This window comes from Pseudomonas sp. Irchel s3h17, assembly GCF_900187505.1.
Lineage (GTDB): Bacteria > Pseudomonadota > Gammaproteobacteria > Pseudomonadales > Pseudomonadaceae > Aquipseudomonas.
This window is the reverse complement of the sequence record NZ_FYDL01000019.1, coordinates 20,032-45,442: the sequence shown is the minus strand read 5'-3', so window position 1 is coordinate 45,442 and position 25,411 is coordinate 20,032. Positions and strand designations below refer to the sequence as shown.

Sequence of the window (25,411 nt, the reverse complement as noted above, 5' to 3'; positions counted from 1 at the left end):
GAGAGACAGCATGTCCAGCCCTTCTATTCACGGCATCATCGGCTACACCATCACCCCTTTCACCGCCAACGGTGAACACATTGATCTCGACGCACTGGGGCGCTCCATCGATCGACTGATCGACAGCGGCGTACACGCCATCGCCCCACTGGGCAGCACGGGCGAAGGCGCCTACCTGAGTGATGCGGAGTGGGATCAGGTCAGCGAGTTCAGCATCAAGCACGTCGCCAGGCGCGTGCCGACCATCGTCAGCGTTTCCGACCTGACCACCGCCAAGGCAGTGCGACGCGCCCGTTTCGCCGAAACCCATGGCGCCGACGTGGTGATGGTGCTGCCAGCGTCCTACTGGAAACTCAGCGAAGCCGAGATCCTCGCTCACTACCGCGCCATCGGCGAGAACATCGGCGTGCCGATCATGCTCTACAACAACCCGGCCACCAGCGGCACCGACATGTCGGTGGACCTGATCCTGCGGATCTTCAATGCCGTGGAAAACGTGACCATGGTCAAGGAGAGCACCGGCGACATCCAGCGCATGCACAGGCTGCAACTGCTCGGCGAGGGCCGGGTGCCGTTCTACAACGGCTGTAATCCGCTGGCGCTGGAGGCATTCGCTGCCGGTGCCAAAGGCTGGTGCACCGCGGCGCCGAATCTGATCCCGCAACTCAACGGTGCGCTGTATCAGGCCGTACTGGCCAATGATCTGGGCAAGGTACGAGAGCTGTTCTATCGCCAGTTGCCGCTGCTGGACTTCATCCTCAAGGGAGGACTGCCGGCGACCATCAAGGCCGGCCTGCGCATGACCGGGCTGGAAGTGGGTGACCCGCGCCTGCCGGTGTTCCCGTTGAATGAAACGGGTTGCAGTCAGTTGCAGGAATTGCTGGATACCTTGCGCTGAGACAATCCCCCTTATGATTGTTCCCACGCTCTGCGTCACTTGACGCAGAGCGTCCATGGAGGCATTCCCACGCGCGAGCGTAGGAATGATCGGAAGGTGTATTCAAAGCACCGGCGTGGTCTTGTCTTTGATGACTGTGGTCGGGCCATTGGTCTTGACGCTGGCAATGCCTTTGTCCCGGGCAGCTTCCGAGGAATACGCCTCGCTGTTGCCGATGACCTGATGATTGGCCGCCTTGAGATTGAAGTAAGGATGGCCGTCCTTGGTGGCTTTTTTCTCGTAGCGATCCTCCAATGGGCTATTGGTCTGCACCGAGGCGATGCCGTTGTCGGCGGCGGTACGCGTGGTGTAAAGCTCGCTGGTGAGAATGGTTTCGGCGTTGGCCGCTTTCAGCACGAAGCGGAATTGGCCATTGCTGCTTTTGCTCAACTCATACCATCCAGACATGCGTCTGCTCCTGTCGATTGAAATGGCGGGGGGATTACGACTCTGAAGTAAAGCCCTTCCTCGGCGTTTGGCCAGTTCAAATTTCCGCGTGCCGGTGCATGGGAGAGTAGACAGCCATGATTTCCCACGCGTCCTGCCGGCCCCGGTGAACAACCCACGCGAGTATCGACCCGACTCCATGGCGGGTTTGCCAGCATGGCGGCACGCAAGATCATCTACTTGACCGCCGCCCGCACCACTGACAATCCAGGCGCCTGTTCCCGCCGCTGGCTCAGGTAGCGGGTGCAACTGACCCGCAGGAACGAGGCGAAGTTCACCACTTCGCCTCGATAGTCCATCACCTCTTCATAAAGCTTGGCGATCAACTGATTGGTGGTCATGCCATCGTTTTCAGCGATCTCGCTGAGGATGTCCCAGAACTGGTTTTCCAGGCGCAACGTGGTCACCACCCCGCAGATGCGCAGTGAGCGCGAGCGTGACTCGTACAGAATCGGGTCGGCTTTGACATAGAGCTCGCACATGCGCAGGCCTCCGCTTACAAGGTGATGGTCGTGCCCAGCAGACCGAGGAACCCGGCCAGCCAGCTCGGGTGCGCCGGCCAGGCAGGTGCCGTCGCCAGATTGCCCTGAACGTGACCTTGCGTCACCGGGATGTCGATGAACGTGCCACCGGCCAGCCGCACTTCCGGTGCGCAGGCCGGATACGCGCTGCATTCGCGCCCTTCCAGAATCCCCGCCGCCGCCAGCAATTGCGCACCGTGGCAGACCGCGGCAATCGGTTTTGCGGCCTGGTCGAAGGCTTGCACCAGTTGCAGGACCTTATCGTTCAAGCGCAGGTATTCCGGCGCACGACCACCGGGCACCAGCAACGCGTCGTAGTCCGCGGCATCGACCTTGGCGAAATCGAAATTCAGGGCGAACAGGTGACCGGGTTTTTCGCTGTAGGTCTGGTCGCCTTCGAAGTCATGGATCGCGGTGCGCACGGTCTGCCCGGCGGTTTTGTCCGGGCACACCGCGTGCACCGTGTGACCGACCATCAGCAGCGCCTGGAACGGCACCATCACTTCATAGTCTTCGACGTAATCGCCAACCAGCATCAGAATCTTTTTCGCAGCCATGGGGAGGACTCCTCTGGATGAATCGTGGGCACAACGGAGTATTCAAGGTAGTCCCGATCAGGCGCAGGTGGGTAATAACCAGCTACTACGTAGCGCCGCACACGGTTTACGAGCCGCAGAGGCCCCTGTGGCGAGCGAGCTTGCTCGCGCTCGGCTGCGAAGCAGTCGTAAATCAGTCGATACACTCGTATCGCTAAAATGCATCAGTTTGTTTTGAGGTGGCTTCGCCACCCGACGGGAGCAAGCTCCCTCGCCACACGATCGGTGCACGTCAAAACTGTACGGATAACTCTGCGCCCGACTGTAACAGCGCAGCCCGCACGGATTGTGGCTAGATGAAGACATCACCCACCCCTTCGCTTCTGGTTGCCGTCATGTCCTCGCGCGAAAATACCGGCATGGCCCTGGGCCTGCTCGGCGTCATCATCTTCAGCCTGACCCTGCCCTTCACCCGGATCGTCGTGCAAGAACTGCACCCGCTGCTCAACGGTCTGGGCCGCGCGCTGTTCGCGGCGATTCCGGCGGCCGTATTGTTACTGTGGAACCGGGAAAAATGGCCCACCTGGCAGCAGGTCAAAGGCCTGTCGCTGGTGATCGCCGGGGTGATTCTCGGGTTTCCCGTGCTCTCGGCCTGGGCCATGCAAACCCTGCCGGCGTCCCACGGCGCGCTGGTCAATGGCCTGCAACCGCTGTGCGTGGCGCTGTATGCCGCCTGGCTGTCCCATGAACGCCCCTCGAAAGCCTTCTGGGCCTGTGCCGCATTGGGTAGCGCGCTGGTACTCGGTTACGCGCTGATCAGTGGCGCAGGGAGTATTCAGGCCGGTGACTGGCTGATGCTCGCAGCCATTGCCGTCGGTGGGCTGGGGTATGCCGAAGGTGGTCGCCTGGCCAGGGAGATGGGCGGCTGGCAAGTGATCTGCTGGGCACTGGTACTGTCGACGCCCCTGTTGATCGGCCCGGTGCTGTACCTGGCCTTGCAGCATCAGGGCGAGGTTTCGGCCAGGACCTGGTGGGCCTTTGGCTACGTGTCGCTGTTCTCGCAGTTCATCGGCTTTTTTGCCTGGTATGCCGGGCTGGCCATGGGTGGCATTGCCCGGGTCAGTCAGATCCAGTTGCTGCAGATCTTCTTCACCATCGCGTTCTCGGCGCTGTTCTTTGGCGAACAGGTCCAGCCGATCACCTGGTTGTTCGCCGCTGGGGTGATCGTGACGGTGATACTGGGACGCAAGACCGCGATACGGCCAGCGCGCGCGGCCACGGCGTAGCCACACGAGCGAACATCACGCCAGGTAGCCGTCAGCCCGCAGCAGGGTTTCCAGGCAATGTTCGCTGATGTGATAGAACGCCTTGAGCTCCTGGATTTTCACCAACAGCTGGGCCGGGTCCACCGGTTCGGCACGCTTGACCGCCAGGATCATCTTGTTCTTGTTGGTATGGTCCAGGGAGATGAACTCGAAGACCTTGGTTTCATAACCGCAGGCTTCAAGGAACAGCGCCCGCAAGCTGTCAGTGACCATCTCCGCCTGTTGGCCAAGGTGCAAGCCGTACTGCAGCATCGGCTTGAGCAGTGCCGGGCTCTGGATTTGCAGGCGAATCTGCTTGTGGCAGCACGGCGAGCACATGATGATCGACGCGCCCGAGCGGATGCCGGTATGGATCGCGTAGTCAGTGGCGATGTCGCAGGCATGCAGGGCAATCATCACATCCAGCTCGCTGGGCGCCACGCTGCGCACGTCACCGCACTTGAACACCAGCCCCGGATGCTCCAGGCGCGCGGCCGCGGCGTTGCACAGGCTGACCATGTCTTCACGCAACTCAACGCCGGTGACCACGCCTTCAGCCTTCAAGGTATTGCGCAGGTAATCGTGAATGGCGAAAGTCAGGTAGCCCTTGCCCGAGCCGAAATCCGCCACCTGTACCGGCTTGTCCAGCGCCAGCGGTGAGGAGGTCAGTGCATGGCTGAACACTTCAATGAACTTGTTGATCTGCTTCCACTTGCGCGACATCGCCGGGATCAACTCGTGCTGCTTGTTGGTCACGCCCAGGTCGGCGAGGAACGGCCGGTTCAAGTCCAGGAAGCGGTTTTTCTCGCGATTGTGGTCCGCCGAAGGCACCTCACGCAGTTGCTGCGGCTTGCTCTTGAACAACGAACTCTTGCCCTTCTTGCTGTACTCAAGCTGGGCTTCATCGGTCAGCGACAGCAGATGGGCGTTCTTGAACGATTGCGGCAACAGCCCGGCAATCGTTGCCACACCCTCTTCCACCGGGAAGTTCTTGGTAATGTCGCGGGTCTTGTAGCGATAGACGAAGGACAGGCACGGCTGATCCTTGACGCTCAGTTGCTTGACGATGATGCGCTGCAAGTCCGTTTCGTCACCGACATACTTGGCCAACACCAATTTGATGAACGCGCTCTGCGCCAGGCTGCTGGTCAGCAGGTCGATGAATTGCGCGTGATGATCCGGCGTGAGGCTGGCGGGAGTTGCGGTAACGGACATGTAGGAAGCGCCTCGGGCGGTACGAATCGGGGGAATGGCGCTATTTTAGGGGGGATGGCGGTTTAGGGCACGGGGTTATTTTTCATCAGGTCCGGCAAGCGCGATCCAGGACCTGATGACTTGGCCAAAAAAACTCAGGGTTCCACCAACCGGAGTTTACGATTGGCAGGGGCGTTGATCACGTATTTGACAATCAGCCCCACCGGCACCGCCCAGGTCAGGCCGCTGGCCGGATCAGTGACCACCGCCACGGTTTCGGAACTGGCCGCGATATCCAGGCGTCGGCGATCGTGGCTGGACTTGAGTATTCCGTAGGCATGGCTCACCAGCCTCTCCGCCAGATGCATCGGCACGTCGACGCTCTGCAAGTGCTTCACTGCGCGACAGAACAGCACCTGGTCATCAATGAAACCATCACCCTCATGTCTGGCCAGAAACGCCTGGGCAATGTCCAACAATTCCTCATGTACATCCGGATATTCATCGATTGCCTTCATGCTCACGACTCCACAGGTGCTTCCATCGAGGGTTCGCTCACCACAACAGGTCGCGCGGCGCGACGCAGGTCGGGCCCGGCACAAGGCAAGCGCACGGCCGGGTTGGGCATGCCACTGGGCGACAGTTCATGGGTCATCTCGAACTCCGCCCGCACCGACCAGCCACAGGCTTCCGAGGTGCATTGCAAATACGCCACCCGCAGGAAAATATGACGGCCCTCGCTGGTTCGAATGCGCATCCTGCTCAGGCAATGGGGACAGACCATTTTGTAGGTACTCATGCTTGACTCCCGATTGTCATCTGGTGGCAATCAACTTGATCAAACACAATACTGCCTGACGCATTGATGGGCCTTGCCCGGTAATACGAAAAACGTCTGCCAGACATAAGGAAGTGCAGTAAGCAGACGCACAATTGATATGAGCCAAGCTCGTAGGAAATCCTCCTGATACTATTAGGAAGCTTCGTCATCGTATTCTTCTGATTCATAGTTGATAGTTGATCACCCATAAAAATTACTCATTTCGCATAAGTTAGGCACTCGAAAAACATATGTCAAAAGGAAGAGGCTCAAATTGCGTAGCAAAAAATCACAAGCTGTCCTCGCTCGCTTGAAGCAAATTACCGGCACAACAACCGATACCTCTTTGTCTTCTGCATTGCAGGTCAGCCCTCAAACCCTCAGCAGCTGGAAAGGACGCGACAGCATTCCGTACGCATTATGCGTAGACATAGCGCAAGCACGAGATGTATCCCTGGACTGGCTGCTGTTAGGTTTAGGCCCCATACAACGGCAAGCGCATGCCAACCACACAGAACACACTCAAGCCAGTACAACACGCGAACATACGATTCTCGCGCTATGGCGATTACTCAACGAAGATGATCGTTGCGCGATACAAAGTGCGCTGGAAGAAAAAAAGCGCCTGCGCGAACTGGAACTCAAACTTGCGGAGATAGCCTCACACCTTTCAACACCTCAACCCTTCGGCGACACATAAAGTCATAAACTATCCAACCGTTGTCACCACAAGGCGCGCCACAAGACAACAATGTTCCCACCGCTACGAATAATCAGTGCACATAATAAAACGCAGGTTAACGTGTGCCATTGGCTCACCGGCTGAAGTGCCAGCATTACATCCATTCCGGCCAGGCACAGTATCCCCCCGCACAGACTGGTCAATAGCCTGTCTCGCCAGCCGTGGTGCTCTTCGTCGCGCTGGTAACAGGCCAGCCTGAATGCGCTGAGTAAATGCGCCGAGGCGGTGATGCAGACCAGAACCAGCATCCCTCCCGCCATCATCTTCGTCCCCTCAAATGCCGGATAATCTCCGCGATACCGGCCCCGTCGACCCACAGCATTATCTTGATACTGATCGGAATGACGATCAGCGCGCACAGGAATGCCGTCACGCCGCCGGTCAGAAAGGGCGCCAGCGACAACGCCACGGGGGTGAACAGGTAGCCCACCCCCGCCGACAGCATCAATGAAGCAATACGTTGCCAGGCCTTGAAATCACTGCGCGTGGTCGTCACCAGCCAGGCGCCGAGAGCGGCGCCAAACAGTGCCTCGCCATCAATCACGGGCAATGTCGCCGCCATGCCCAAGCCCAGCAACAGGCCACTGACACTGTTATAGGCCGAATCAGTCAGGCTCATGGGCACCTCGCCTGCGCGCACTGGCGACAGTAATCACCCCCACTTCAATAGCCTTGAGCAAGGCGGCACTGCGAGACGTCACCGCGAACTTGCGGCGAATGTTATTGAAGTGAAAATTGATCGTGGTTTCCGAGCAATTCTGAATCCTGGCGATCTCCCAGGAGGTTTTCCCCCGAGAGCACCACAGCAACGCTTGCGTCTCTTTGGCGGTCAGCATGACCGGCGCAGGTTTTGCCTCACCTGCAGAGGCCGCACAGCCAACAGAATCGAGTGGTTGATGTGTTGACATGACATGAACTCCCTCTACGTCGGAACCCCTGTGGTCAGGGCGTTCCCGGATAAAGAGAGAGGGTGGAGATCGGGCGGCGCCTGGGCAACGAGCGCCCGTTGTAGCGTGGAAACCTACAAAACCTAGTCGAGCACTACCAGGCGATTGGGTAGTTCGTTACGCACATGGGTCACCGGTACATGCACCTTGAGCAACTCGCCACAGGCCTCGATGCAGTTCACGAAGCCCTGCACTGTCTGACCCTGCTTCACTTGCTGGGTGAAGGTCGCGACGATGGCATCCCAGTGGGTGTTGTCCAGGCGCCTGGAGATCCCCTCGTCCACCAGGATTTCCACATAACGCTCGGCCTCGCAGACGAAAATCAACATGCCGGTACTGCCCACCGTGTGGTGCAGGTTTTGCTCCATGAACTGCCGGCGTGCCAGGTTCGAGGCACGCCAATGACGCACTGAACGCGGGATCAGGTGCGTGGTGATCGACGGGATCCGGAACACCAGGCACAAGACGATGAAGCTTGCCCACTGCACCAGCAACAGCGTGTGCATACTCAGCCAGCCGGATAGGTAATGCACGATTCCCGGCACGATCAGTGCCACCAGGCTGGCCCACAACAGCGGAATGTAAGTGTAGTCGTCGGCCCGGGCCGCCAGCACGGTGACCAGCTCAGCGTCGGTGTCGCGTTCGACCCGGGCAATCGCCTCGGCAACCTGACGCTGTTCGTACTCACTCAGTAATGCCATGGTTTTGAATGCTCGTTCATTATTGTTTTCACCAGCCGCCCGACGAACCGCCGCCACCGAAACTGCCCCCACCGCCGCTGAAGCCGCCGCCCCCTCCCGAGCCGCCGCCAAAGCCGCCACCGCCAAACCCGCCCGAGCCCCCGCGACCGCCGCCACTGGGCAGGATGCCGAGCATCTGGCAAACAAACAGGGTGAGGATAAACAGCAGGACCAGAAATACAAACAAGCCAGGATACTGCGCGACAAAGTCGCCGTCGTGCTGCTCGCCCGAGTCGTAAGCCGTGGCCGGTTCATCCAGAGGGCTGCCACCCAACACCACCAGCATCGCCGCCACACCGTCGCTGATGCCCTTGCTGAAGTTGCCGGCCTTGAACGCTGGCGTGATCACCTGGTTGATGATCACCGAACTCTGTGCATCGGTCAGTCGGTCTTCCAGGCCATAGCCGACTTCGATACGCAGCTTGCGCTCATCCCGTGCAACGATCAGCAAGGCGCCGTTGTTCTTGTCCTTCTGCCCGATCCCCCAATAGCGTCCCAGCTGATAACCATAGTCATCGATGCTGGTGCCTTGCAGGTCGGATAACGTCACCACCACCAACTGCTCACCCGTGGCCTGTTCATGAGCCTGGAGTTGCTGGCTCAATTGCTCGCGCACTGACGGCTCGATCAGTTGGGCGTTGTCCACCACCCGCCCGGTCAATGCCGGGAACTTGAGCTCGGCCTGCGCGGTGATGGCAAACACCCAGAGCACCAGCACCAGGCTCATTTTCAAGACGCGCATGGGCACCTCATCCCTCGTGAATTGGGGTGTATCCCGACAGCAGGCGTATCACCGCCGGGAGCCTGCGCCTGTCAGAACTTCACTTGCGGGGCTTTATCGGCATCCGGGCTGGTGGCCTCGAAGGTCTCGCGCAGCGGCAAGTCGCTGTACATCACAGCGTGCCAAAGACGGCCCGGAAAGGTGCGGATTTCAGTGTTGTACTTCTGCACCGCGAGGATGAAATCACGACGCGCCACACCGATGCGGTTTTCCGTGCCTTCGAGTTGCGATTGCAGCGCCAGGAAGTTCTGGTTGGCCTTCAGGTCCGGGTAGCGCTCGGACACCACCATCAAGCGGCTCAAGGCGCCACTGAGTTGATCCTGGGCCTGCTGGAACTGCTTGAGCTTTTCCGGGTTGTCGAGGGTGTTGGCGTCCACCTGGATGGCGGTAGCCTTGGCCCGGGCCTCGATGACCGCGGTCAGGGTGTCCTGCTCATGCCTGGCATACCCCTTGACCGTCTCCACCAGGTTGGGAATCAGGTCGGCGCGACGCTGGTACTGGTTCTGCACTTGCGACCAGGCCGCCTTGGCCTGCTCGTCGAGGGTCGGAATGGTGTTGATGCCGCAACCGGCCAGTGCGGCTGTCAGCAGCATCAGGACCGCCACTTGCCAGCCCGAGCGATAGCGCTGTTGTTCATTCATCTGAGTGATGCTCCCTTGCCCTGCGCGATGGAAATAGCCCGCAATCCTTCATTGCTGTCTCTTGGGGCATAATCTGCCCCCGCCACTGGATTGCATCGAGCCAATCGGCTAAAAGGTGCCCAGCGCGAGTTCCGAAGTTTGCGGTATTTACCCGAACAACAATAGTCGCTCCCTAAATTTTGGCTGACCGATGCGTAGTCACTACCGTCGCTTGGGCTTTTGAGAAAACTATTCATGAAGAAGCTGTGTTTGCTGGGCCTGACCATCGGCCTGGCCAGTCACTCGGTATTGGCCGACACAAAGCCTGCCGCGATTGAGAACAAGGACGCTTTCGTCAGCAACCTGATGAAGCAGATGACCCTGGACGAAAAGATCGGCCAATTGCGCCTGATCAGCATCGGCCCGGAAATGCCCCGCGAGCTGATCCGCCAGGAAATCGCCGCCGGCAAGATCGGCGGTACGTTCAACTCGATCACCCGCCCGGAAAACCGTCCGATGCAGGACGCCGCCATGCGCAGCCGGCTGAAGATCCCGATGTTCTTTGCCTACGACGTGATCCACGGCCACCGGACGATTTTCCCGATCCCCCTGGCCCTGGCCTCGAGCTGGGACATGGACGCCATCGGCCTGAGCGGACGCATTGCGGCAAAAGAAGCCGCCGCCGACAGCCTCGACATCACCTTCGCGCCCATGGTCGACATCTCCCGTGACGCTCGCTGGGGCCGCACCTCCGAAGGGTTCGGCGAGGACACCTATCTGGTATCGCGCATCGCCCAGGTGATGGTCAAGGCTTACCAGGGTACCGGCCTGATCGGTGCCGAGAACATCATGGCCAGCGTCAAGCACTTTGCCTTGTATGGCGCGGTGGAAGGCGGTCGCGACTACAACATCGTGGACATGAGCCCGGCCAAAATGTACCAGGACTACCTGCCGCCCTACCGCGCCGCGATTGATGCCGGCGCGGGTGGCGTGATGGTGGCCCTGAACTCGATCAACGGCGTGCCAGCCACCGCCAACACCTGGCTGATGAAGGACCTGCTGCGCAAGGAGTGGGGCTTCAAGGGGCTGGCGGTCAGTGACCATGGCGCGATTTTCGAGCTGATCAATCACGGTGTGGCCCATGATGGCCGTGAGGCAGCGAAGCTGGCAATCAAGGCCGGCATCGCCATGAGCATGAACGACAAGCTCTACGCTACGGAACTGCCAAGCCTGCTCAAATCCGGCGAAATCCAGCAGAGCGACATCGACAGCGCAGTGCGTGAAGTGCTCGGCGCCAAATACGACATGGGCCTGTTCAAGGACCCGTACCTGCGCATTGGCAAGGCCGAGGACGATCCGGCCGACACCTATGCCGAGAGCCGCCTGCACCGCGCTGAAGCCCGCGACGTCGCCCGGCGCAGCATGGTGTTGCTGAAGAACCACAACGAAACCCTGCCCCTGAAGAAAACCGCGAAGATTGTCCTGGTCGGCCCGCTGGCCAAGGCGCCGATCGACATGATGGGCAGTTGGGCGGCGGCCGGGCGCCCGGCGCAGTCGGTCACCCTGTTCGACGGCATGACCCGCGCCCTCGGTGATCAGGCCAGCCTGACCTACGCCCGTGGCGCCAACATCACCTCGGACAAGAAAGTCGTCGATTACCTGAACTTCCTCAACTTCGATGCCCCGGAAGTGGTCGACGACCCGCGCTCGGCGCAGGTCATGATCGACGAAGCGGTGAAAGCCGCGCAGCAGGCTGACGTCATCGTCGCGGCCGTGGGCGAATCCCGTGGCATGTCCCACGAATCGTCGAGCCGCACCGACCTGAACATCCCGAGCAACCAGCGCGACCTGATCAAGGCCCTCAAGGCCACCGGCAAACCGCTGGTACTGGTGCTGATGAACGGCCGGCCGCTGACGATTCTGGAAGAAAACGAACAGGCCGATGCGATCCTCGAAACCTGGTTCAGTGGCACCGAAGGCGGCAACGCCATCGCGGACGTGCTGTTCGGCGACTACAACCCGTCCGGCAAGCTGCCTATCAGCTTCCCGCGTTCGGTGGGGCAGATTCCGACCTACTACAACCACCTGACCATCGGCCGCCCGTTTACCCCCGGCAAGCCAGGCAACTACACCTCGCAATACTTCGATGACACCACCGGCCCCCTGTATCCGTTTGGCTACGGCCTCAGCTACACCCGCTTCAGCCTGGCGGACATGGCCTTGTCGTCGACCACACTGAACAAGACCGGCAAGATCGATGCCCGCGTCACCGTCAAGAACACCGGCAAGCGCGACGGCGAAACCGTGGTGCAGTTGTACCTCCAGGATGTCACCGGTTCGATGATCCGCCCGATCAAGGAGCTGAAGAACTTCCAGAAGGTGATGCTCACGGCCGGGGAACAGAAAGTCATTCACTTCAACATCGAAGAGAACGACCTGAAGTTCTACAACAACCAGCTCAAGTACGCGGCAGAGCCTGGCACGTTCAACGTGCAGATCGGCCTCGACTCCGCGGACGTGACGCAACAGAGCTTCGAGTTGCTTTAACGCACATCAACGGTAGGAGCGAGCTTGCTCGCTCCTACAATGACCGCCGATGTACTCACGCCGTGATGTGGCGAGCGAGCTTGCTCGCGCTGGTGCGCGAAGCGCCCCCAACAAGACGATCGCAGTCTTTCAGGTAACACTCGGTGACCGGTTTTGGGGCTGCTGCGCAGCCCAGCGCGAGCAAGCTCGCTCGCTCGCCACGGGACACGTGTTCGGCATCCCCGCGCCTGACAAAGCAGCCATGCGACCGAGACCATGACTCCCCACAGGCTTGCGGTGTTTGGGAGGCTGAGTTCAGCCCCGCCGATCCAGCAGATTGACCACCACCCGGTCCACCCATCCCCACACCCGCTGCTTGACCCGCTTCCACAACGGTCGCCGTTGCCATTCCTCCAGACTGACCCGCTGACTCAAGGCAAAGTCGTTCTCGAAGCTCCTCGCCACCGCCAGCGTCAGCGCCGGATCGATGGCCTCCAGATTGGCTTCCAGGTTGAAGCGCAGATTCCAGTGATCGAAATTGCATGAGCCGATGCTGACCCAGTCATCCACCAGGACCATCTTCAGGTGCAGGAAACACGGCTGGTACTCGAAAATTTTCACGCCGGCCTTGAGCAGTCGTGGGTAGTAGCGATGCCCGGCGTAACGCACCGATGGGTGATCGGTACGCGGCCCGGTGAGTAGCAGGCGTACATCGATGCCCCGTGCGGCAGCCTTGCGCAGCGAGCGGCGGACCTTCCAGGTCGGCAGGAAATACGGCGTGGCCAGCCAGATCCGCTGCTGACCGCTGTTCAAGGCACGGAACAGCGACTGCAGGATGTCCCGGTGCTGACCGGCGTCGGCGTACGCCACACGCCCCATGCCCTGCCCCGCTGACGGCACCCGGGGCAGGCGCGGCAAACCGAAGTGCGCGGCGGGTTTCCAGGCTCGACGGTGACGGTTGGCGATCCATTGCCGGTCAAACAGCAACTGCCAGTCGAGCACCAGGGGGCCGCTGATTTCCACCATCACCTCATGCCACTCGCTGGTGTCGTGCCCCGGCGTCCAGAATTCATCCGTGACACCGGTGCCCCCGACCACCGCCAGCGTCTGATCGACCAATAGCAATTTGCGGTGATCGCGGTAGAAGTTGCCCAACCAGCGCCGCCAGTTCAGGCGATTGTAAAACCGCAGCTCGACACCGGCGGCCATCAGCCGCTGACGCAGGCTCAGGGTAAACGCCAGGCTGCCATAGTCATCGAACAGGCAGCGCACACGCACGCCGCGCTCGGCGGCCTGCACCAGCGCCTGGACCATGGCTTCGGCACACGCCCCCGCCTCCACCAGGTAGAGCTCCAGTTCGACTTGTTCCTGGGCGCGGGCAATCGCCACCAGCATTCGCGGAAAGAATTGCGGGCCATCGATCAGCAGCTCATAACGGTTGCCGTCGCGCCAGGGGAACACTGCGCCGCGCATGTCAGCGCGCCGTAAAAATCAGTACCGCGCCCACCGGTACCGACAGGCTGATCGCCGACAAACCGGCAACCTGGCGCAAGCGCTCAAGCCCCGGGGCAAGATTGAAATCCTCGGCGCTGATGACCACGGGCTCAAGGGTGACCACCTGAAAGCGTCGGTCATCCAGGCGGGTCGCCAACAGCTCGGCGTTGTACTGGTGTTGTTGGCCGTGAAGGCTGACGGTCAGCGGCAAGCGCAACTCCAGTTGCGCGCCGGAGGCCAGGTCGTTGATCGGTCGCAGATCGATCTGAGCCGTGATCAGGGCTTCGGGAAAGGCCTGTATCTCGAACAGTTCCTTGCGCATACGCTCATCGCGTAGCGGAATGCCGCTGTTGATCGACTCCAGCTCGACCTCGACTTGCGCCAGCCCCTTGGGATCGACCTGACCGTGCAGCACCAGAAAGCGCTGAACTTCGGAGATATTGGTGTTCTTGGTGGACACGAACGACAGTCGTGAAGACTCACCGTCCAGATACCAATTGGCGTGGGCCGGCACGGTTGCCAACAGCAACGGCAAGCAGGCCAGGGAGGTGCAGCAGAACCGCTTGAACATAGAGACTCATGGGCAAGTAAACCTGAGCCGAACCTTAGCCTGAGTCGAGGCGCTTGCAAACAGCAGCGGGCAAAAGAGCGAGGCCTAGGGCGTCAAGCGGCAGCCCTGGCGGGCACCGAGCCAGGCCGCCGTGTTGCTGCGCCCCATGCCACTGGCCGTGACCCGCTTACGCTCGGCGTCATCGATGAACCCGTTGATGGGCACGTACTGCTTCACATAGCCCAGGCAATAGTCCGCTGGCTGATGAGCCACATAGCGGCACGAACAATACTCCTTGGCGGTGTAGGCGCTGATGATGTCCGGGAACGCCCATAATGCGACCCGCTGCTGCCAGCCCCACCCCAGCAGCACGAGCACCGCGACCCACACCAACGTGAGCCAGGGTCGTCGGCGAACGAAACCGCGCGTCATGGCCGCGCCTTCTGCGCAAAGGCCGCCAGCGCACGCTTGAGCAATTCGTTGTGCCGATAACTGCCATCACGGTCATCGCCATAACGCACGATCACCAGGTTTTCACCGGGCAGCACATACAGCGCCTGCCCCCAGTGTCCCAGGGCGGCGAAGGTCGCTTCGGGCGCGTCCGGCCAGGGTCTTGGCGCACCATCAACCGCCCGGTTGAGCCACCAATGTCCCCCGGGTACCGCAGCGTCCTGATGGGCCCGGTACCCGGCGAATGGCTGGAGACTGAACGCCACCCAGTCCCTGGGCAATAACTGGTCCTCGCCCCACCGACCGTTGCGCTGCATCAGCAGGCCGATACGCGCCAGGTCACGGGCCGTCATGTAGACATAGGACGAAGCAACAAAAGTGCCGCTGGCATCGGTTTCCCACACCGCGCTGCGGATCCCCAGCGGCTCGAACAGCGCACGCCAGGGATAGTCGGCATATCGTTGCGCCCCCACCATGGCCTTGAGCGCGGCGGCCAACAGATTGCTGTCGCCGCTGGAGTAACGAAAGTGCTGGCCCGGCGGGCTGAACGGGTCATGGCCGGCCGTAAAGGCGGCCATGTCGGCGTGACCGCGGGTATACAGCATGGCCACCACGGAAGAGTTCAGCGGTGCGTACTCGTAATCTTCCTGCCAGTCCAGCCCCGATGCCCAGTGCAACAGATCGGCAAGGGTCACGCCCGGATGACGCTGCATCGGTGGATAAAACTTCGCGACCGGGTCCTGCAACCGCAACACCCCTTCGCCATAGGCCACCCCCAGCAGGGCGGCCAGCAGGCTCTTGCTGACCGACCAGGTCAGGTGCGGAGTGTCGGCGGTCGTGAGGCCGGCGTAGCGTTCATAGATCAACTGGCCGTCGCGAATCACCAGCAAGGCATCGGTGCGAATGCCTTTGCGGGTGGCGTCGTCCCGAGGGGCAAAGGCGTAATCCTCCAGCGCTTGAAGCGCAGGCCCGCTGACCTTGGAGCCAGGTGGCCATTGATCAGTGGGCCAGCTTTCGGCGCACACCGAACAGCTGACCAATAGCATCAACAGCAGGGACAAGCCTTTGAACATGACGAGGGCTCGGCGAATTGAATCTGCTGAGCCTAGTCGAGATCAATGACAGTTCGAAATCAGGTGGTTCGCGACCTGGCTCGTCACGTCAACGAAACATCCGCCAACGCCTTGGCCAACCGCTTGGCCCTGGCCCCTGCCGCCAGATCCAGCACCGCCTGATCCCTTGCCCACAGCGCCGCCCACTCGGCGGGGCCAGCGGCAAAGGCTGCATTGAGCGTCGCCTTCAAACCGTCGAACTGCGCGAACAGGCCACCCAGCAGCACATGGCTGGCGCGGCTGTCGGGTGGCTGGCGACTGGCTTCCGCGCACCCGGCCAGCAGCGCCAGCAGTTGCAGTTGCAGCGATTGCGTCCAGCCACAGTCCTGGCCGACACCATACAGCCAGGCGCTCATGGCGCTGAGCACATAGAGGTCTTCGAGGGTCCTGAAAGGCTTGACGTAGGCATCCCAGCCATCGCCGGCCAACAGCTCACAGGCGGCGTTTTCAAGGTACAGCCGACCGTGGCTGATGTCCGGCATCAACGGTATCGCCGGCAATTTTTCCACCCGGACGCCAGACTCACCACGGTACACCACCGCCAGGCTCAAGCGGGGAGCCTCGCCCACCTCCTCGCTGCGCGCTGCCACCAGCATCCAGTCCGCCGCATTGCCCGCGGTAACGAAATCCTTGCGCCCGCTCAAGCGCAAGTCGGCCAGGCGGGTTTGCATGTCGGCCGGCCGCAGGCTGCGCTGTTCGGTCGCACACAAGGCACCCAGACTGTGCGGTGCGCTGGGCCATAACATGCGCAACGCGGCCTGGTACCCCACCAGGAAGGCCTGCCCGGGCGTCGCCATCATGCGCCCGCCGCGCACCGCCAACTCGAAGGGCGAGACCCCGCCCAGGAGGTCCAGCAAATTCGCGTAACCCTCGGCCAGGTCAGGGTTTGCGGGCAGTCGCGCAGTGCAGTTCAACAGGGCTTGCCAAGGCATAACGGGGTCCTCAAGGGCTGTCACACAAGCATCACCAAAACTTCATGGCGATGACACCGGGGCTACATAGCCTGACTTTGCACAACAAAGTCGATCGACTGCAACCCACGATGGGTGCGCAGCCCGTACGGAGACTCGCAATGACTCAGATCGCACGCATCAGCGACACCGGCACTGAACGCCGCCTGCAAGCCGAACGCCTGATCGGCCCCCAGGCGCTGCAGCAAGCCCAGGCCCTGCGTTTCAGCGTATTCAGCGGCGAGTTCAACGCCAAACTCAAAGGCGCGGAACGGGGCCTGGACATGGATGACTATGACGTTCATTGCACCCACATCGGAGTCCGTGACTTGAGCACCGGGCGCCTGGTGGCCACCACCCGTCTGCTCGACCACCAGGCCGCCAGCAGCCTGGGGCGTTTCTACAGCGAAGAAGAATTCAGCCTGCATGGCCTGGTGCACCTGCAAGGCCCGATCCTGGAGATCGGGCGGACCTGCGTCGACCCGGCCTACCGCAACGGTGGCACCATCGCCGTCCTGTGGGGCGAACTGGCCGAAGTGCTGAACCAGGGCGGCTACAGCTACCTGATGGGTTGCGCGAGCATTCCGATGCAGGACGGTGGGATCCAGGCCCAGGCAATCATGCAGCGCCTGCGCGAACGCTACCTGTGCACCGACCATCTGCGCGCCGAGCCGAAGAAACCACTGCCGAGACTGGACATCCCGTCCAACGTGATTGCCGAAATGCCTCCACTGCTCAAGGCCTACATGCGCCTGGGCGCGAAGATCTGTGGCGAACCGTGCTGGGACGAGGACTTCCAGGTCGCCGACGTGTTCATCCTGCTCAAGCGCGATGAGTTATGCCCGCGTTACGCCAAGCACTTCAAGGCGGCCGTATGATGAGCCGCCTGCGGGTGTACGCGCGAATTGCGCGAGTGCTACTGGTGGTGGCGCTGGGCCTGAGCATGGCCGCACTGTTCGGCCTGTTCGAACGCATGGGCCTGGCCAACTCCATGGTGCGGCGCCAACGCTGGTCGCGTTTTTTCATGACCCGCCTGAGCAATGCCCTGCCGTTTCGCGTCACGGTGCACGGTGACGTGCCGCAACGGCCGATGCTCTGGGTCAGCAACCACGTGTCCTGGACCGACATCCCCTTGCTGGGCATGCTCACGCCCCTGTCGTTCCTGTCCAAGGCCGAAGTGCGCACCTGGCCGGTTGCCGGCTGGCTCGCCGCCAAGGCCGGCAGCCTGTTCATTCGCCGGGGCGCGGGTGACAGCCAACTGGTGCGCAAACAGATGAGTCGCCATCTGGAGCACCAACACCCGTTGGTGATATTCCCAGAAGGCACGACCACCGATGGCCGCTCGTTGCGCACCTTCCATGGTCGCTTGTTGTCGGCGGCCATCGACGCGGACGTGGCGCTGCAACCGGTGGCCATTCGTTACCTGCGTGATGGCCAGATTGATACGCTGGCCCCCTTCATCGGTGACGACGATCTGCTTTCACATCTGATGCGCCTGTTCGCCAACGATCAGGGCGACGTGCATATCCACCTGCTCAAACCGATTGCCTGCCACGGCCAGGAACGGGCGGCACTGGCGTTCGCCGCACAGCAGGCGGTGCAAAGGGTGTTGTTCGGTGAAGTTCCAAAACCAGCACAACCCGTCCCTTCGCGCCCGGCCATCGCTGCCTGACACAGGCTCCCAGCGGGTACAAAAACCCTGTGGGAGAGCGCCAGGCGGTGCTCTCCCACATCAACGCGGTGCTGTCAGATGGTTGTGCGCAAACGCCTGGAGCTGCGGATAGAACAACCGAAAGTCCTCGCTCAACGGTTCATACAACCGCTCCAGCTCCTGCATCGCCGCCGCCAGTTCTTCCGGGCGCGACAAGCGTCGCGAGATCCCGCGCAACACCTGATCCAGCACCGCAAACTCCCGGTACGAACCCAGCCAGTCATCCGCGGCCATGTACGGCGCGATCTGCGCCAGCCGCCCCGGCAACTGTGGTTCGGCGGCAAGCACTCGGTAAACATCCGCGGTGAAATGCGCAAGCGATGAGTCGGCGTACAGCGCCCAGTCCCGCGCCAGGCAGTGGTCGAAAAACACATCGAGCACGATCCCGGCATAACGCCGCCGAGTCAGGGTAAATCGCGACAACGCGACATCCACCAGCACATGGCGGTCGGTGAACACATCGATTTGTCGATGCAGGGTGATGGCGTGCTCGATCTCCGGGTTGAACTGCCCATGCAGCCGGCCTTTGACAAAATCGCCATACAAACTGCCGAGCAATTGACCGGGACGCTGGCCACCGAGGTGAAGATGTGCGAGATAGTTCATGGTGCATAGCTTAGCACCGCACCCAATATATCGTTATAACTCGATATACCGATTTATGCTGACGTCAGACCAAAATCATATTGGTATATCGCGAAATACCGATTTAAAGTTCGCCTCATCGCGATATAACGCTGCACCCTACCCGAGCACTGCCATGTCCACCATTGACCTCGACGAAATAATAAAAGCCCTGGCACACCCAGTACGGCGAGACATCCTCAACTGGTTGAAAGACCCCGCGACCGCCTTTCCCGATCAAGAGCACAGTACCGACTTCGGTGTCTGCTGCGGGCAAATCGACAAACGCTGCGGCCTGTCGCAGTCGACCGTCTCCGCGCACCTGGCGACCCTCCACCGCGCGGGCCTGATCCGCAGCCAGAAGGTCGGCCAATGGCACTTCTACAAACGTAACGAGGACACCATCCAGGCCTTCCTCGACACCTTAGGCAAAGAGCTCTGAGGAGCTCATAAAGGATCCAACCATGCCCCTCTCGCTTCTCATCCTGGCCTTGAGCGCCTTCGCCATCGGTACGACCGAGTTCGTCATCATGGGCTTGTTGCCCGATGTGGCGGCCGACCTTGGCGTCTCGATCCCCGGCGCAGGCTGGCTGGTGACCGGCTACGCCCTGGGCGTGGCCATCGGTGCCCCCTTCATGGCAATGGCTACCGCCAGACTGCCACGCAAGGCGGCACTGGTCGCGTTGATGGGCATATTCATCGTCGGCAACCTGCTGTGCGCCATGGCCAGTGACTACAACGTGCTGATGTTTGCCCGTGTGGTCACCGCCCTGTGCCATGGCGCGTTCTTCGGTATCGGTTCAGTGGTTGCCGCCAGCCTGGTGCCCGCCAACAAGCGTGCGTCGGCCGTGGCCCTGATGTTCACCGGCCTGACGCTGGCCAACGTACTGGGCGTGCCATTGGGTACCGCGCTGGGTCAGGAAGCCGGCTGGCGCTCGACGTTCTGGGCCGTGACGGTGATTGGCGTGATCGCGCTGATCGGCCTGATCCGCTTCCTGCCGGCCAAGCGCGATGAAGAAAAGCTCGACATGCGCGCCGAACTGGCGGCCCTCAAGGGGGCCGGGATCTGGCTGTCGTTGAGCATGACCGTGCTGTTCTCCGCCTCCATGTTCACCCTCTTCACCTACGTCGCGCCGTTGTTGGGCGATGTCACCGGAGTCTCGCCCAAAGGCGTGACCTGGACCCTGCTGTTGATCGGCCTTGGCCTGACCCTGGGCAACATTGTCGGCGGCAAGCTGGCGGACAAGCGCCTGGCGGCGACCCTGATCGGCGTGTTCGTGTCCATGGCGGTGATCTCCACCGTACTGAGCTGGACCAGCGTCGCCGTGATCCCGACCGAAATCACCCTGTTCCTCTGGGCTACCGCTGCCTTTGCCGCGGTACCTGCGCTGCAAGTCAACGTGGTGGCCTTTGGCAAGGCCGCACCCAACCTGGTGTCGACCCTGAACATTGGCGCGTTCAACCTCGGCAACGCCCTGGGTGCCTGGGTCGGGGGCAGCGTCATCGCCCACGGCTTCGGCTTGACCAGCGTGCCCCTGGCCGCCGCCGCGCTGGCCGTCCTGGCCCTGCTGGTGACCCTGATTACTTTCCGTCAGAGCGGCGATGCCGAACTGGCACCCGCGACAAACTGATCATTTAAAGAAGGGTTGTATTTCATGACGACTATTTTCGATCCCATCACGCTCGGCGACCTGACCCTGACAAACCGCATCATCATGGCGCCACTGACCCGCTGCCGTGCCGACGAAGGCCGCGTGCCCAACGCCTTGATGGCCGAGTACTACGTACAACGCGCCTCCGCCGGCCTGATCCTCAGCGAAGCCACGTCCGTGACGCCGATGGGGGTTGGCTACCCGGATACGCCGGGCATCTGGTCCAACGACCAGGTGCGGGGCTGGAGCAACGTGACCCGCGCCATTCACGGCGCGGGCGGCAAGATTTTCCTGCAACTGTGGCACGTTGGCCGGATCTCCCACCCGACCTACCTGGACGGTGAAACGCCGGTGGCCCCGAGCGCCATCCAGCCCAAAGGCCACGTCAGCCTGGTTCGCCCGCTGGCCGACTACCCGATGCCGCGCGCCCTGGAAACCGCCGAGATCGAAGACATCGTCGACGCTTACCGTGTGGGGGCGGAAAACGCCAAAGCCGCCGGTTTCGACGGTGTGGAAATCCACGGCGCCAACGGCTACCTGCTGGATCAGTTCCTGCAGAGCAGCACCAACCAGCGCACCGACCACTACGGCGGCTCCCTGGAAAACCGTGCACGCCTGTTGCTGGAAGTGACTGACGCAGCCATTGAGGTCTGGGGGGCAGGTCGTGTGGGTGTGCACCTGTCGCCACGTGCCGACAGCCACGACATGGGGGACGACAACCTGGCCGAGACGTTCATCTACGTGGCCCGTGAACTGGGCAAGCGTGGCATTGCCTTCATCTGCTCCCGCGAGAAGGAAGCCGGCGACAGTCTCGGCCCACGCTTGAAAGAAGCCTTCGGCGGCCCGTACATCGCCAACGAACGCTTCACCAAGGACAGCGCCAACACCTGGCTCGCCAGCGGCAAGGCCGATGCGGTCGCCTTCGGCGTGCCGTTCATCGCCAACCCGGACCTGCCGGCCCGCCTCAAGGCCGACGCACCGCTTAACGAAGCGCGCCCGGAACTGTTCTATGCCAAGGGCCCGGTCGGCTACATCGACTACCCGACCTTGTAAATAACCCGCGCTTGCCTCCAAGGCCTCCGCTCACTAGAGCCGAGGCCTTTTTTGTGCGCTAAACCTCGAATACAACGCCGGTCCTTACTCATAAAACCAAACAACAAACAACCACTCACCGCACATTCTATTTACTGTTTCGCCCCACCCACAGCAACAGAAACTAATAACTCATCCGATATCGCACATTGATTAACTCGCGCACCAAAACAACAATCAACTTAAACCCCAAACAACCAAACATCACTTTAAATGGAATTAAACCGATGCCACCGCTCATCAACACCATCACCACTGGACTGGCACTCACGCTCGTTATCTGCACTTCCAGCCTTGCGTCGAACAACACATACAAGACCATCGAGCTTTCAGACGATCCAGACACCACGACGATTCACTACTACCTTAAAAATCTCACCCTTAACAAAATGAGTATTTCGACCCCCTCAAAAAAACAAAGCAACGCCCCCTTCCCTCTCAGTCACTTCGATGTGCCTGCCAAAGGAAAATATGACTACGCAGCCGATTTCCCTAACTACTTCAGCTCTGTCGCATTCACTGAAGCGACTGTACTGAGCGAAACATTTTCCTACGCCTCGGGCAACAAGGAATGCCAGTTCACCGCGTCTCTCGAAGTCAGACTTGAAAAACAAGGAGAGAGTGTCACGCGAGTGCCCCACTGGTCAGGCAACGGCAAATCAACGGGCGCTGAAGCGGCTGACTGTTCAACTGAAATTCTTGAAGTGATGGATTCATTCCCAAACAGCTTCAGCATTGAATTCAGTATCGAATAGCCAACCACTCGCCAATCGTTCAACCGGCACCACGAACCTGCCCACTACACGTCACGAGAGTTATATAAAAATGAATACATACAAAGCCATCGCACTCGCACTGTTATTCTTTTATTCAGTCAATGCCAACAGCATGTCCGACACTGTCATCACCCTCAAACTGTCCAACAACACCTTTGGCACCATGAAAATGAAGAGCATCTCAGGTCTCGAGGTTGCATTGAATGGCCCCTTGATAACGTTCAATGTGGGGCCTGGCACCGTGGAGATCATCGACATACCTTATACAAGACCCTTCACCCTCGACAGTTCGAACTGGCAACCCCGCAGAAACAGAGTCGCCCCTGTCACCCTGGATCTTGAGTATGAAGTGCATGGCCATCGATGCCGATTAAAAACCCGAATGGATGCCCCGGTGGGGCGCGGTGTTTTGGAGGCTGACTATCAACCTGCCTGGAAGAGCACGGTCGAAGCATCCGGAAATGGGAAATACAAATGCAACGTGACCACGTCAAGAAAGATGATGAAACCACCCTTCAGTTACACCGTTGAACTGAGCATCAATAAGTAAATATCTGGCGACTGGGGGCCACGCCAGCGTGCCCCCTTGACGAACCCACCGCCCCTTCCGAAAACAGGCCACACGCACCTATCACCGCGGCGCTCAGCAACCGGCTACTCACACTCAGTCACACACTCGACACAAATTCCCTACAAAATACGTAGCCCGCTACCTATCAAGCCGGCGTGTGTACGTATATAAAAGCACCCCATCGCCGCAGGGCGAACAAAGCAATGAGGATGCCATCCTCCGGGTTGACACCAGCGGACTCAATTACGCAGGTTGTCTTTCAGGCGCAGGCTGGGACTCAAGCGCAGCATTTCCAGACCGGTGTCGACCCAGCGTTCGGCCTCCGTATGTAACTCAAAGGCGTCAGGAGCCAACAGCCATTGGTACAGAATGCCATCGATGTAGGCGTGAATGCTCACCGCAGCACGGGCCGTATCGAGGTTTTCCGGCAATTGGCCGCGATTGACCGCATTACGCAGTGCCAGCCCGATATGCGCATTACATTCCAGACTGAGCGTGCGACGTTGCTGGCGCAGATCACACATTTCATCAGTGAATTCACACTTGTGAAACAGAATCTCATTGATGCGTCGGGTCTTCGGATCCAAGGCAACTTGATGAAACAAATGAATCAGCAGCTTGCGCATGCAGCCCAGCGGATCTTCTTCCTCTTCGCTTTCGCTGGCGCGGGCCATCTCGGCCAGCGGCTCATGCAAACTGTCGAGCATGGCCTGGACCAGGTCCGCCTTGTTGCTGAAATGCCAGTAGATGGCTCCCCGCGTCACGCCGGCCAGAGTCGCGATATCCGCCAGCGTGGTGCGTGCGACGCCCCGCTCGTAAAAGGCTTTTTCTGCCGCTTCGAGTATCTGGCTTCGGGTTTCTTGAGCTTCCTCTTTGGTACGACGGACCATGGCAGTAAAACCTCAATCAGGAATGCTTCAGCGATGCCTGAACATCATCTGAACAAATGTGGGGTGGCCTCTTTCGGGTCACTTCCCCGGCCTACAATTCACGCCTTGAAACAGCTTTCGTAACCGAATGGGCAAGCAGTCAAGGTATTTACAAACAACCATGAACGTAAGTATATTCCTTAGCAAGCTACTTATCCACTCAGCGCTATTTTTTTACCTTTCCACCTTTCTAGTGCGCACTGCGCGTGCCTGACCCGAGGATCTTCATGCAATTCAAGCCAGCTGTTACCGCTCTGGTCACTGCCGTCGCCCTGGCAGCCCTGCTCAGCGGATGTAAAAAGGAAGAGGCGGCCCCTGCCGCGCAAGCCCCTCTGGTCGGTGTCGTTACCCTTCAAACCCAAGCCTTTACCCTGACCTCCGAACTGCCGGGCCGCACCACGGCCTACCGCATCGCGGAAGTTCGTCCACAGGTCAATGGCATCATTCTCAAGCGTCTGTTCAAGGAGGGCGGCGACGTCAAGGAAGGCCAGCAGCTCTACCAGATCGACCCTTCGGTCTATCAGGCGACCCTGGCCAGTGCGCAAGCCAACCTGCAATCGACCAAGTCGATTTCCGATCGCTACAAACAACTGGTCGACGAGCAAGCCGTGAGCCGCCAGGAGTACGACACCGCCTTGGCCAACCGCCTGCAATCGGAAGCCTCCCTGCAAACGGCCCAGATCAACCTGCGCTACACCAAGGTGCTGGCACCGTTGACCGGCCGCATTGGCCGCTCCAGCGTCACCGAAGGAGCGCTGGTAAACAATGGCCAGACCGACGCCATGGCCGTGATCCAGCAACTGGACCCGATCTACGTCGACGTCACCCAGTCCTCGGTCGAGCTGCTCGAATTGCGCCGTGAGCTGGAAAGCGGTCGCCTGCAAAAGGCTGGCGATAACGCCGCCATGGTCAAGCTGACCCTTGAGGACGGCAGCCAGTACAAGCAACAGGGCAAGCTGGAGTTCTCCGAAGTCACGGTTGACCAGGCCACCGGTTCCGTGACCCTGCGCGCCGTGTTCCCCAACCCTGACCACACCCTGCTGCCGGGCATGTTCGTGCACGCCCAGCTGCAAGCCGGCGTGAACAGCGCCGCGATCCTGGCCCCGCAACAAGGCGTGACCCGCGACCTCAAGGGCACCCCCACTGCGCTGGTCGTCGGCCCGGACAACAAGGTTGAACTGCGTCAGCTCAAGGCCAGCCGCACCGTTGGCAACCAATGGCTGATCGAAGATGGCCTCAAGGCTGGCGATCGCCTGATCACCGAAGGCCTGCAATACGTCAAGCCCGGCGTTGAGGTCAAAGTCAGCGAAGCGACTAACGTAGCGCCGAAGAACCCGGCCACCGCACAGGTAACAAACAAAGCTGCGGGCGGCAAAGGGGAGTAA

General features: G+C 60.4%; 31 protein-coding genes. 12 read left to right on the top strand and 19 right to left on the bottom strand.

What is annotated here, in order from left to right; genetic code table 11:
* The first annotated feature begins 10 nt into the window (after nucleotides 1-10).
* Entirely contained in the window at nucleotides 11-898 is an 888-nt protein-coding gene (locus CKW25_RS22845) for a dihydrodipicolinate synthase family protein (RefSeq protein WP_095082794.1), read from the top strand.
* A gap of 102 nt (nucleotides 899-1,000) precedes the next feature.
* On the opposite strand, the gene CKW25_RS22840 is transcribed toward CKW25_RS22845, so the two are convergent.
* The 3 genes from CKW25_RS22840 to CKW25_RS22830 form a co-directional block, all read right to left on the bottom strand.
* A complete protein-coding gene (locus CKW25_RS22840; RefSeq protein ID WP_095082792.1) occupies nucleotides 1,001-1,345 on the bottom strand; it encodes a YegP family protein in 345 nt (114 codons plus the stop codon).
* A gap of 215 nt (nucleotides 1,346-1,560) precedes the next feature.
* Nucleotides 1,561-1,866, bottom strand: a complete 306-nt coding sequence (locus CKW25_RS22835) for a ribbon-helix-helix domain-containing protein (protein ID WP_095082791.1) — start codon at nucleotides 1,864-1,866, stop codon at nucleotides 1,561-1,563.
* A 14-nt stretch (nucleotides 1,867-1,880) separates the two neighbouring features.
* Complete coding sequence (locus tag CKW25_RS22830; protein WP_095082790.1) at nucleotides 1,881-2,462, bottom strand: DJ-1/PfpI family protein; 582 nt, start codon at nucleotides 2,460-2,462, stop codon at nucleotides 1,881-1,883.
* Nucleotides 2,463-2,836: 374 nt separating this feature from the next.
* Between CKW25_RS22830 and CKW25_RS22825 the strand changes: the two genes are divergently transcribed.
* Entirely contained in the window at nucleotides 2,837-3,727 is an 891-nt protein-coding gene (locus tag CKW25_RS22825) for a DMT family transporter (protein ID WP_095082788.1), read from the top strand.
* A 15-nt stretch (nucleotides 3,728-3,742) separates the two neighbouring features.
* On the opposite strand, the gene CKW25_RS22820 is transcribed toward CKW25_RS22825, so the two are convergent.
* The 3 genes from CKW25_RS22820 to CKW25_RS22810 form a co-directional block, all read right to left on the bottom strand.
* Entirely contained in the window at nucleotides 3,743-4,960 is a 1,218-nt protein-coding gene (locus CKW25_RS22820; protein ID WP_095082787.1) for an SAM-dependent methyltransferase, read from the bottom strand.
* A 134-nt stretch (nucleotides 4,961-5,094) separates the two neighbouring features.
* Nucleotides 5,095-5,457, bottom strand: coding sequence for a hypothetical protein (locus CKW25_RS22815; RefSeq protein WP_095082785.1), 363 nt, complete (start codon nucleotides 5,455-5,457; stop codon nucleotides 5,095-5,097).
* 2 nt (nucleotides 5,458-5,459) lie between these two features.
* Complete coding sequence (locus tag CKW25_RS22810; protein WP_095082783.1) at nucleotides 5,460-5,738, bottom strand: ogr/Delta-like zinc finger family protein; 279 nt, start codon at nucleotides 5,736-5,738, stop codon at nucleotides 5,460-5,462.
* A gap of 295 nt (nucleotides 5,739-6,033) precedes the next feature.
* Here CKW25_RS22810 and CKW25_RS22800 point away from each other — a divergent pair, with 295 nt between their 5' ends.
* Nucleotides 6,034-6,459 (top strand): helix-turn-helix domain-containing protein, encoded by a 426-nt coding sequence (locus CKW25_RS22800; RefSeq protein WP_095082779.1) that lies wholly within the window; start codon nucleotides 6,034-6,036, stop codon nucleotides 6,457-6,459.
* 23 nt (nucleotides 6,460-6,482) lie between these two features.
* Here CKW25_RS22800 and CKW25_RS22795 read toward each other — a convergent pair whose 3' ends face one another.
* From CKW25_RS22795 to CKW25_RS22770, 6 genes are all read right to left on the bottom strand, one after another.
* A complete protein-coding gene (locus CKW25_RS22795; RefSeq protein ID WP_256578010.1) occupies nucleotides 6,483-6,749 on the bottom strand; it encodes a phage holin family protein in 267 nt (88 codons plus the stop codon).
* Nucleotides 6,750-6,760: 11 nt separating this feature from the next.
* A complete protein-coding gene (locus CKW25_RS22790) occupies nucleotides 6,761-7,120 on the bottom strand; it encodes a putative holin (RefSeq protein ID WP_095082777.1) in 360 nt (119 codons plus the stop codon).
* Nucleotides 7,107-7,409 carry a helix-turn-helix domain-containing protein gene (locus CKW25_RS22785; protein WP_095082776.1) on the bottom strand — a complete coding sequence of 101 codons (303 nt, stop codon included), beginning with the start codon at nucleotides 7,407-7,409 and terminating at the stop codon, nucleotides 7,107-7,109. Before CKW25_RS22785 ends, CKW25_RS22790 begins: the two co-directional genes overlap by 14 nt.
* A 122-nt stretch (nucleotides 7,410-7,531) precedes the next feature.
* The gene (locus tag CKW25_RS22780) at nucleotides 7,532-8,149 is read right to left on the bottom strand and encodes a TPM domain-containing protein (RefSeq protein WP_095082774.1); all 618 of its coding nucleotides are present in this window, start codon (nucleotides 8,147-8,149) and stop codon (nucleotides 7,532-7,534) included.
* A 28-nt stretch (nucleotides 8,150-8,177) separates the two neighbouring features.
* Entirely contained in the window at nucleotides 8,178-8,930 is a 753-nt protein-coding gene (locus tag CKW25_RS27270; protein ID WP_095082772.1) for a YgcG family protein, read from the bottom strand.
* 71 nt (nucleotides 8,931-9,001) lie between these two features.
* A complete protein-coding gene (locus CKW25_RS22770) occupies nucleotides 9,002-9,610 on the bottom strand; it encodes a LemA family protein (RefSeq protein ID WP_095082770.1) in 609 nt (202 codons plus the stop codon).
* A 234-nt stretch (nucleotides 9,611-9,844) separates the two neighbouring features.
* Between CKW25_RS22770 and bglX the strand changes: the two genes are divergently transcribed.
* Nucleotides 9,845-12,136 (top strand): beta-glucosidase BglX, encoded by a 2,292-nt coding sequence (gene bglX, locus CKW25_RS22765; RefSeq protein WP_095082768.1) that lies wholly within the window; start codon nucleotides 9,845-9,847, stop codon nucleotides 12,134-12,136.
* Nucleotides 12,137-12,430: 294 nt separating this feature from the next.
* Here the strand turns inward: bglX and CKW25_RS22760 are convergent, their stop codons facing one another.
* The 5 genes from CKW25_RS22760 to CKW25_RS22740 all read right to left on the bottom strand — a co-directional run bounded on the left by CKW25_RS22760 (nucleotide 12,431) and on the right by CKW25_RS22740 (nucleotide 16,653).
* Complete coding sequence (locus CKW25_RS22760) at nucleotides 12,431-13,588, bottom strand: phosphatidylserine/phosphatidylglycerophosphate/cardiolipin synthase family protein (RefSeq protein ID WP_095082766.1); 1,158 nt, start codon at nucleotides 13,586-13,588, stop codon at nucleotides 12,431-12,433.
* Nucleotide 13,589: 1 nt separating this feature from the next.
* Nucleotides 13,590-14,180: a YceI family protein gene (locus CKW25_RS22755; RefSeq protein ID WP_095082763.1), complete on the bottom strand. Its 591-nt coding sequence runs from the start codon at nucleotides 14,178-14,180 to the stop codon at nucleotides 13,590-13,592.
* 84 nt (nucleotides 14,181-14,264) lie between these two features.
* Complete coding sequence (locus CKW25_RS22750) at nucleotides 14,265-14,591, bottom strand: amidase (protein ID WP_095082761.1); 327 nt, start codon at nucleotides 14,589-14,591, stop codon at nucleotides 14,265-14,267.
* Entirely contained in the window at nucleotides 14,588-15,682 is a 1,095-nt protein-coding gene (locus CKW25_RS22745) for a serine hydrolase (protein WP_095082760.1), read from the bottom strand. The genes CKW25_RS22750 and CKW25_RS22745 overlap by 4 nt, the downstream gene beginning before the upstream one ends.
* A gap of 83 nt (nucleotides 15,683-15,765) precedes the next feature.
* The gene (locus tag CKW25_RS22740) at nucleotides 15,766-16,653 is read right to left on the bottom strand and encodes an acyl-CoA dehydrogenase family protein (RefSeq protein WP_095082759.1); all 888 of its coding nucleotides are present in this window, start codon (nucleotides 16,651-16,653) and stop codon (nucleotides 15,766-15,768) included.
* Nucleotides 16,654-16,793: 140 nt separating this feature from the next.
* On the opposite strand from CKW25_RS22740, the gene olsB reads away from it, so the two are divergent.
* Together olsB and CKW25_RS22730 are read left to right on the top strand one after the other, a co-directional pair.
* Nucleotides 16,794-17,549 (top strand): L-ornithine N(alpha)-acyltransferase, encoded by a 756-nt coding sequence (gene olsB, locus CKW25_RS22735; protein ID WP_095082757.1) that lies wholly within the window; start codon nucleotides 16,794-16,796, stop codon nucleotides 17,547-17,549.
* Nucleotides 17,549-18,343: a lysophospholipid acyltransferase family protein gene (locus tag CKW25_RS22730; protein WP_095082756.1), complete on the top strand. Its 795-nt coding sequence runs from the start codon at nucleotides 17,549-17,551 to the stop codon at nucleotides 18,341-18,343. The genes olsB and CKW25_RS22730 overlap by 1 nt, the downstream gene beginning before the upstream one ends.
* A 60-nt stretch (nucleotides 18,344-18,403) precedes the next feature.
* Here CKW25_RS22730 and CKW25_RS22725 read toward each other — a convergent pair whose 3' ends face one another.
* Entirely contained in the window at nucleotides 18,404-18,988 is a 585-nt protein-coding gene (locus tag CKW25_RS22725) for an ACP phosphodiesterase (RefSeq protein WP_095082755.1), read from the bottom strand.
* A gap of 154 nt (nucleotides 18,989-19,142) precedes the next feature.
* On the opposite strand from CKW25_RS22725, the gene CKW25_RS22720 reads away from it, so the two are divergent.
* The 5 genes from CKW25_RS22720 (at nucleotide 19,143) to CKW25_RS22700 (ending at nucleotide 23,076) form a co-directional block, all read left to right on the top strand.
* Nucleotides 19,143-19,448, top strand: a complete 306-nt coding sequence (locus tag CKW25_RS22720) for a helix-turn-helix transcriptional regulator (protein ID WP_095082753.1) — start codon at nucleotides 19,143-19,145, stop codon at nucleotides 19,446-19,448.
* Between the two features lie 22 nt (nucleotides 19,449-19,470).
* Nucleotides 19,471-20,637, top strand: a complete 1,167-nt coding sequence (locus CKW25_RS22715; protein ID WP_095082752.1) for an MFS transporter — start codon at nucleotides 19,471-19,473, stop codon at nucleotides 20,635-20,637.
* 24 nt (nucleotides 20,638-20,661) lie between these two features.
* Nucleotides 20,662-21,711 carry an alkene reductase gene (locus CKW25_RS22710; RefSeq protein WP_095082751.1) on the top strand — a complete coding sequence of 350 codons (1,050 nt, stop codon included), beginning with the start codon at nucleotides 20,662-20,664 and terminating at the stop codon, nucleotides 21,709-21,711.
* Nucleotides 21,712-21,977: 266 nt separating this feature from the next.
* Nucleotides 21,978-22,505: a hypothetical protein gene (locus CKW25_RS22705; protein WP_095082748.1), complete on the top strand. Its 528-nt coding sequence runs from the start codon at nucleotides 21,978-21,980 to the stop codon at nucleotides 22,503-22,505.
* A 70-nt stretch (nucleotides 22,506-22,575) separates the two neighbouring features.
* The gene (locus tag CKW25_RS22700; protein ID WP_095082747.1) at nucleotides 22,576-23,076 is read left to right on the top strand and encodes a hypothetical protein; all 501 of its coding nucleotides are present in this window, start codon (nucleotides 22,576-22,578) and stop codon (nucleotides 23,074-23,076) included.
* A 260-nt stretch (nucleotides 23,077-23,336) separates the two neighbouring features.
* On the opposite strand, the gene emhR is transcribed toward CKW25_RS22700, so the two are convergent.
* Nucleotides 23,337-23,987, bottom strand: a complete 651-nt coding sequence (emhR, locus tag CKW25_RS22695; RefSeq protein ID WP_095082746.1) for an efflux system transcriptional repressor EmhR — start codon at nucleotides 23,985-23,987, stop codon at nucleotides 23,337-23,339.
* Nucleotides 23,988-24,253: 266 nt separating this feature from the next.
* Between emhR and emhA the strand changes: the two genes are divergently transcribed.
* Nucleotides 24,254-25,411, top strand: a complete 1,158-nt coding sequence (emhA, locus tag CKW25_RS22690; RefSeq protein WP_095082744.1) for an efflux RND transporter periplasmic adaptor subunit EmhA — start codon at nucleotides 24,254-24,256, stop codon at nucleotides 25,409-25,411.

Bases quoted from the DNA above. Each gene is read 5' to 3' on its own strand.
- CKW25_RS22720 (WP_095082753.1), top strand. From the start codon at position 19,143: ATGTCCACCATTGACCTCGACGAAATAATAAAAGCCCTGGCACACCCA.
- CKW25_RS22840 (WP_095082792.1), bottom strand. From the start codon at position 1,345: ATGTCTGGATGGTATGAGTTGAGCAAAAGCAGCAATGGCCAATTCCGC.
- CKW25_RS22820 (WP_095082787.1), bottom strand. From the start codon at position 4,960: ATGTCCGTTACCGCAACTCCCGCCAGCCTCACGCCGGATCATCACGCG.
- CKW25_RS22825 (WP_095082788.1), top strand. From the start codon at position 2,837: ATGTCCTCGCGCGAAAATACCGGCATGGCCCTGGGCCTGCTCGGCGTC.
- CKW25_RS22730 (WP_095082756.1), top strand. From the start codon at position 17,549: ATGAGCCGCCTGCGGGTGTACGCGCGAATTGCGCGAGTGCTACTGGTG.
- CKW25_RS22810 (WP_095082783.1), bottom strand. From the start codon at position 5,738: ATGAGTACCTACAAAATGGTCTGTCCCCATTGCCTGAGCAGGATGCGC.
- CKW25_RS22745 (WP_095082760.1), bottom strand. From the start codon at position 15,682: ATGTTCAAAGGCTTGTCCCTGCTGTTGATGCTATTGGTCAGCTGTTCG.
- CKW25_RS22760 (WP_095082766.1), bottom strand. From the start codon at position 13,588: ATGCGCGGCGCAGTGTTCCCCTGGCGCGACGGCAACCGTTATGAGCTG.
- CKW25_RS22715 (WP_095082752.1), top strand. From the start codon at position 19,471: ATGCCCCTCTCGCTTCTCATCCTGGCCTTGAGCGCCTTCGCCATCGGT.
- CKW25_RS22835 (WP_095082791.1), bottom strand. From the start codon at position 1,866: ATGTGCGAGCTCTATGTCAAAGCCGACCCGATTCTGTACGAGTCACGC.
- CKW25_RS22790 (WP_095082777.1), bottom strand. From the start codon at position 7,120: ATGAGCCTGACTGATTCGGCCTATAACAGTGTCAGTGGCCTGTTGCTG.
- CKW25_RS22830 (WP_095082790.1), bottom strand. From the start codon at position 2,462: ATGGCTGCGAAAAAGATTCTGATGCTGGTTGGCGATTACGTCGAAGAC.
- CKW25_RS22845 (WP_095082794.1), top strand. From the start codon at position 11: ATGTCCAGCCCTTCTATTCACGGCATCATCGGCTACACCATCACCCCT.
- CKW25_RS22700 (WP_095082747.1), top strand. From the start codon at position 22,576: ATGAATACATACAAAGCCATCGCACTCGCACTGTTATTCTTTTATTCA.
- CKW25_RS22780 (WP_095082774.1), bottom strand. From the start codon at position 8,149: ATGGCATTACTGAGTGAGTACGAACAGCGTCAGGTTGCCGAGGCGATT.
- CKW25_RS22705 (WP_095082748.1), top strand. From the start codon at position 21,978: ATGCCACCGCTCATCAACACCATCACCACTGGACTGGCACTCACGCTC.
- CKW25_RS22785 (WP_095082776.1), bottom strand. From the start codon at position 7,409: ATGTCAACACATCAACCACTCGATTCTGTTGGCTGTGCGGCCTCTGCA.
- CKW25_RS22815 (WP_095082785.1), bottom strand. From the start codon at position 5,457: ATGAAGGCAATCGATGAATATCCGGATGTACATGAGGAATTGTTGGAC.
- CKW25_RS22795 (WP_256578010.1), bottom strand. From the start codon at position 6,749: ATGCTGGTTCTGGTCTGCATCACCGCCTCGGCGCATTTACTCAGCGCA.
- CKW25_RS22740 (WP_095082759.1), bottom strand. From the start codon at position 16,653: ATGCCTTGGCAAGCCCTGTTGAACTGCACTGCGCGACTGCCCGCAAAC.
- olsB (WP_095082757.1), top strand. From the start codon at position 16,794: ATGACTCAGATCGCACGCATCAGCGACACCGGCACTGAACGCCGCCTG.
- CKW25_RS22725 (WP_095082755.1), bottom strand. From the start codon at position 18,988: ATGAACTATCTCGCACATCTTCACCTCGGTGGCCAGCGTCCCGGTCAA.
- CKW25_RS22750 (WP_095082761.1), bottom strand. From the start codon at position 14,591: ATGACGCGCGGTTTCGTTCGCCGACGACCCTGGCTCACGTTGGTGTGG.
- CKW25_RS22755 (WP_095082763.1), bottom strand. From the start codon at position 14,180: ATGTTCAAGCGGTTCTGCTGCACCTCCCTGGCCTGCTTGCCGTTGCTG.
- bglX (WP_095082768.1), top strand. From the start codon at position 9,845: ATGAAGAAGCTGTGTTTGCTGGGCCTGACCATCGGCCTGGCCAGTCAC.
- emhR (WP_095082746.1), bottom strand. From the start codon at position 23,987: ATGGTCCGTCGTACCAAAGAGGAAGCTCAAGAAACCCGAAGCCAGATA.
- CKW25_RS22770 (WP_095082770.1), bottom strand. From the start codon at position 9,610: ATGAATGAACAACAGCGCTATCGCTCGGGCTGGCAAGTGGCGGTCCTG.
- CKW25_RS22710 (WP_095082751.1), top strand. From the start codon at position 20,662: ATGACGACTATTTTCGATCCCATCACGCTCGGCGACCTGACCCTGACA.
- emhA (WP_095082744.1), top strand. From the start codon at position 24,254: ATGCAATTCAAGCCAGCTGTTACCGCTCTGGTCACTGCCGTCGCCCTG.
- CKW25_RS27270 (WP_095082772.1), bottom strand. From the start codon at position 8,930: ATGCGCGTCTTGAAAATGAGCCTGGTGCTGGTGCTCTGGGTGTTTGCC.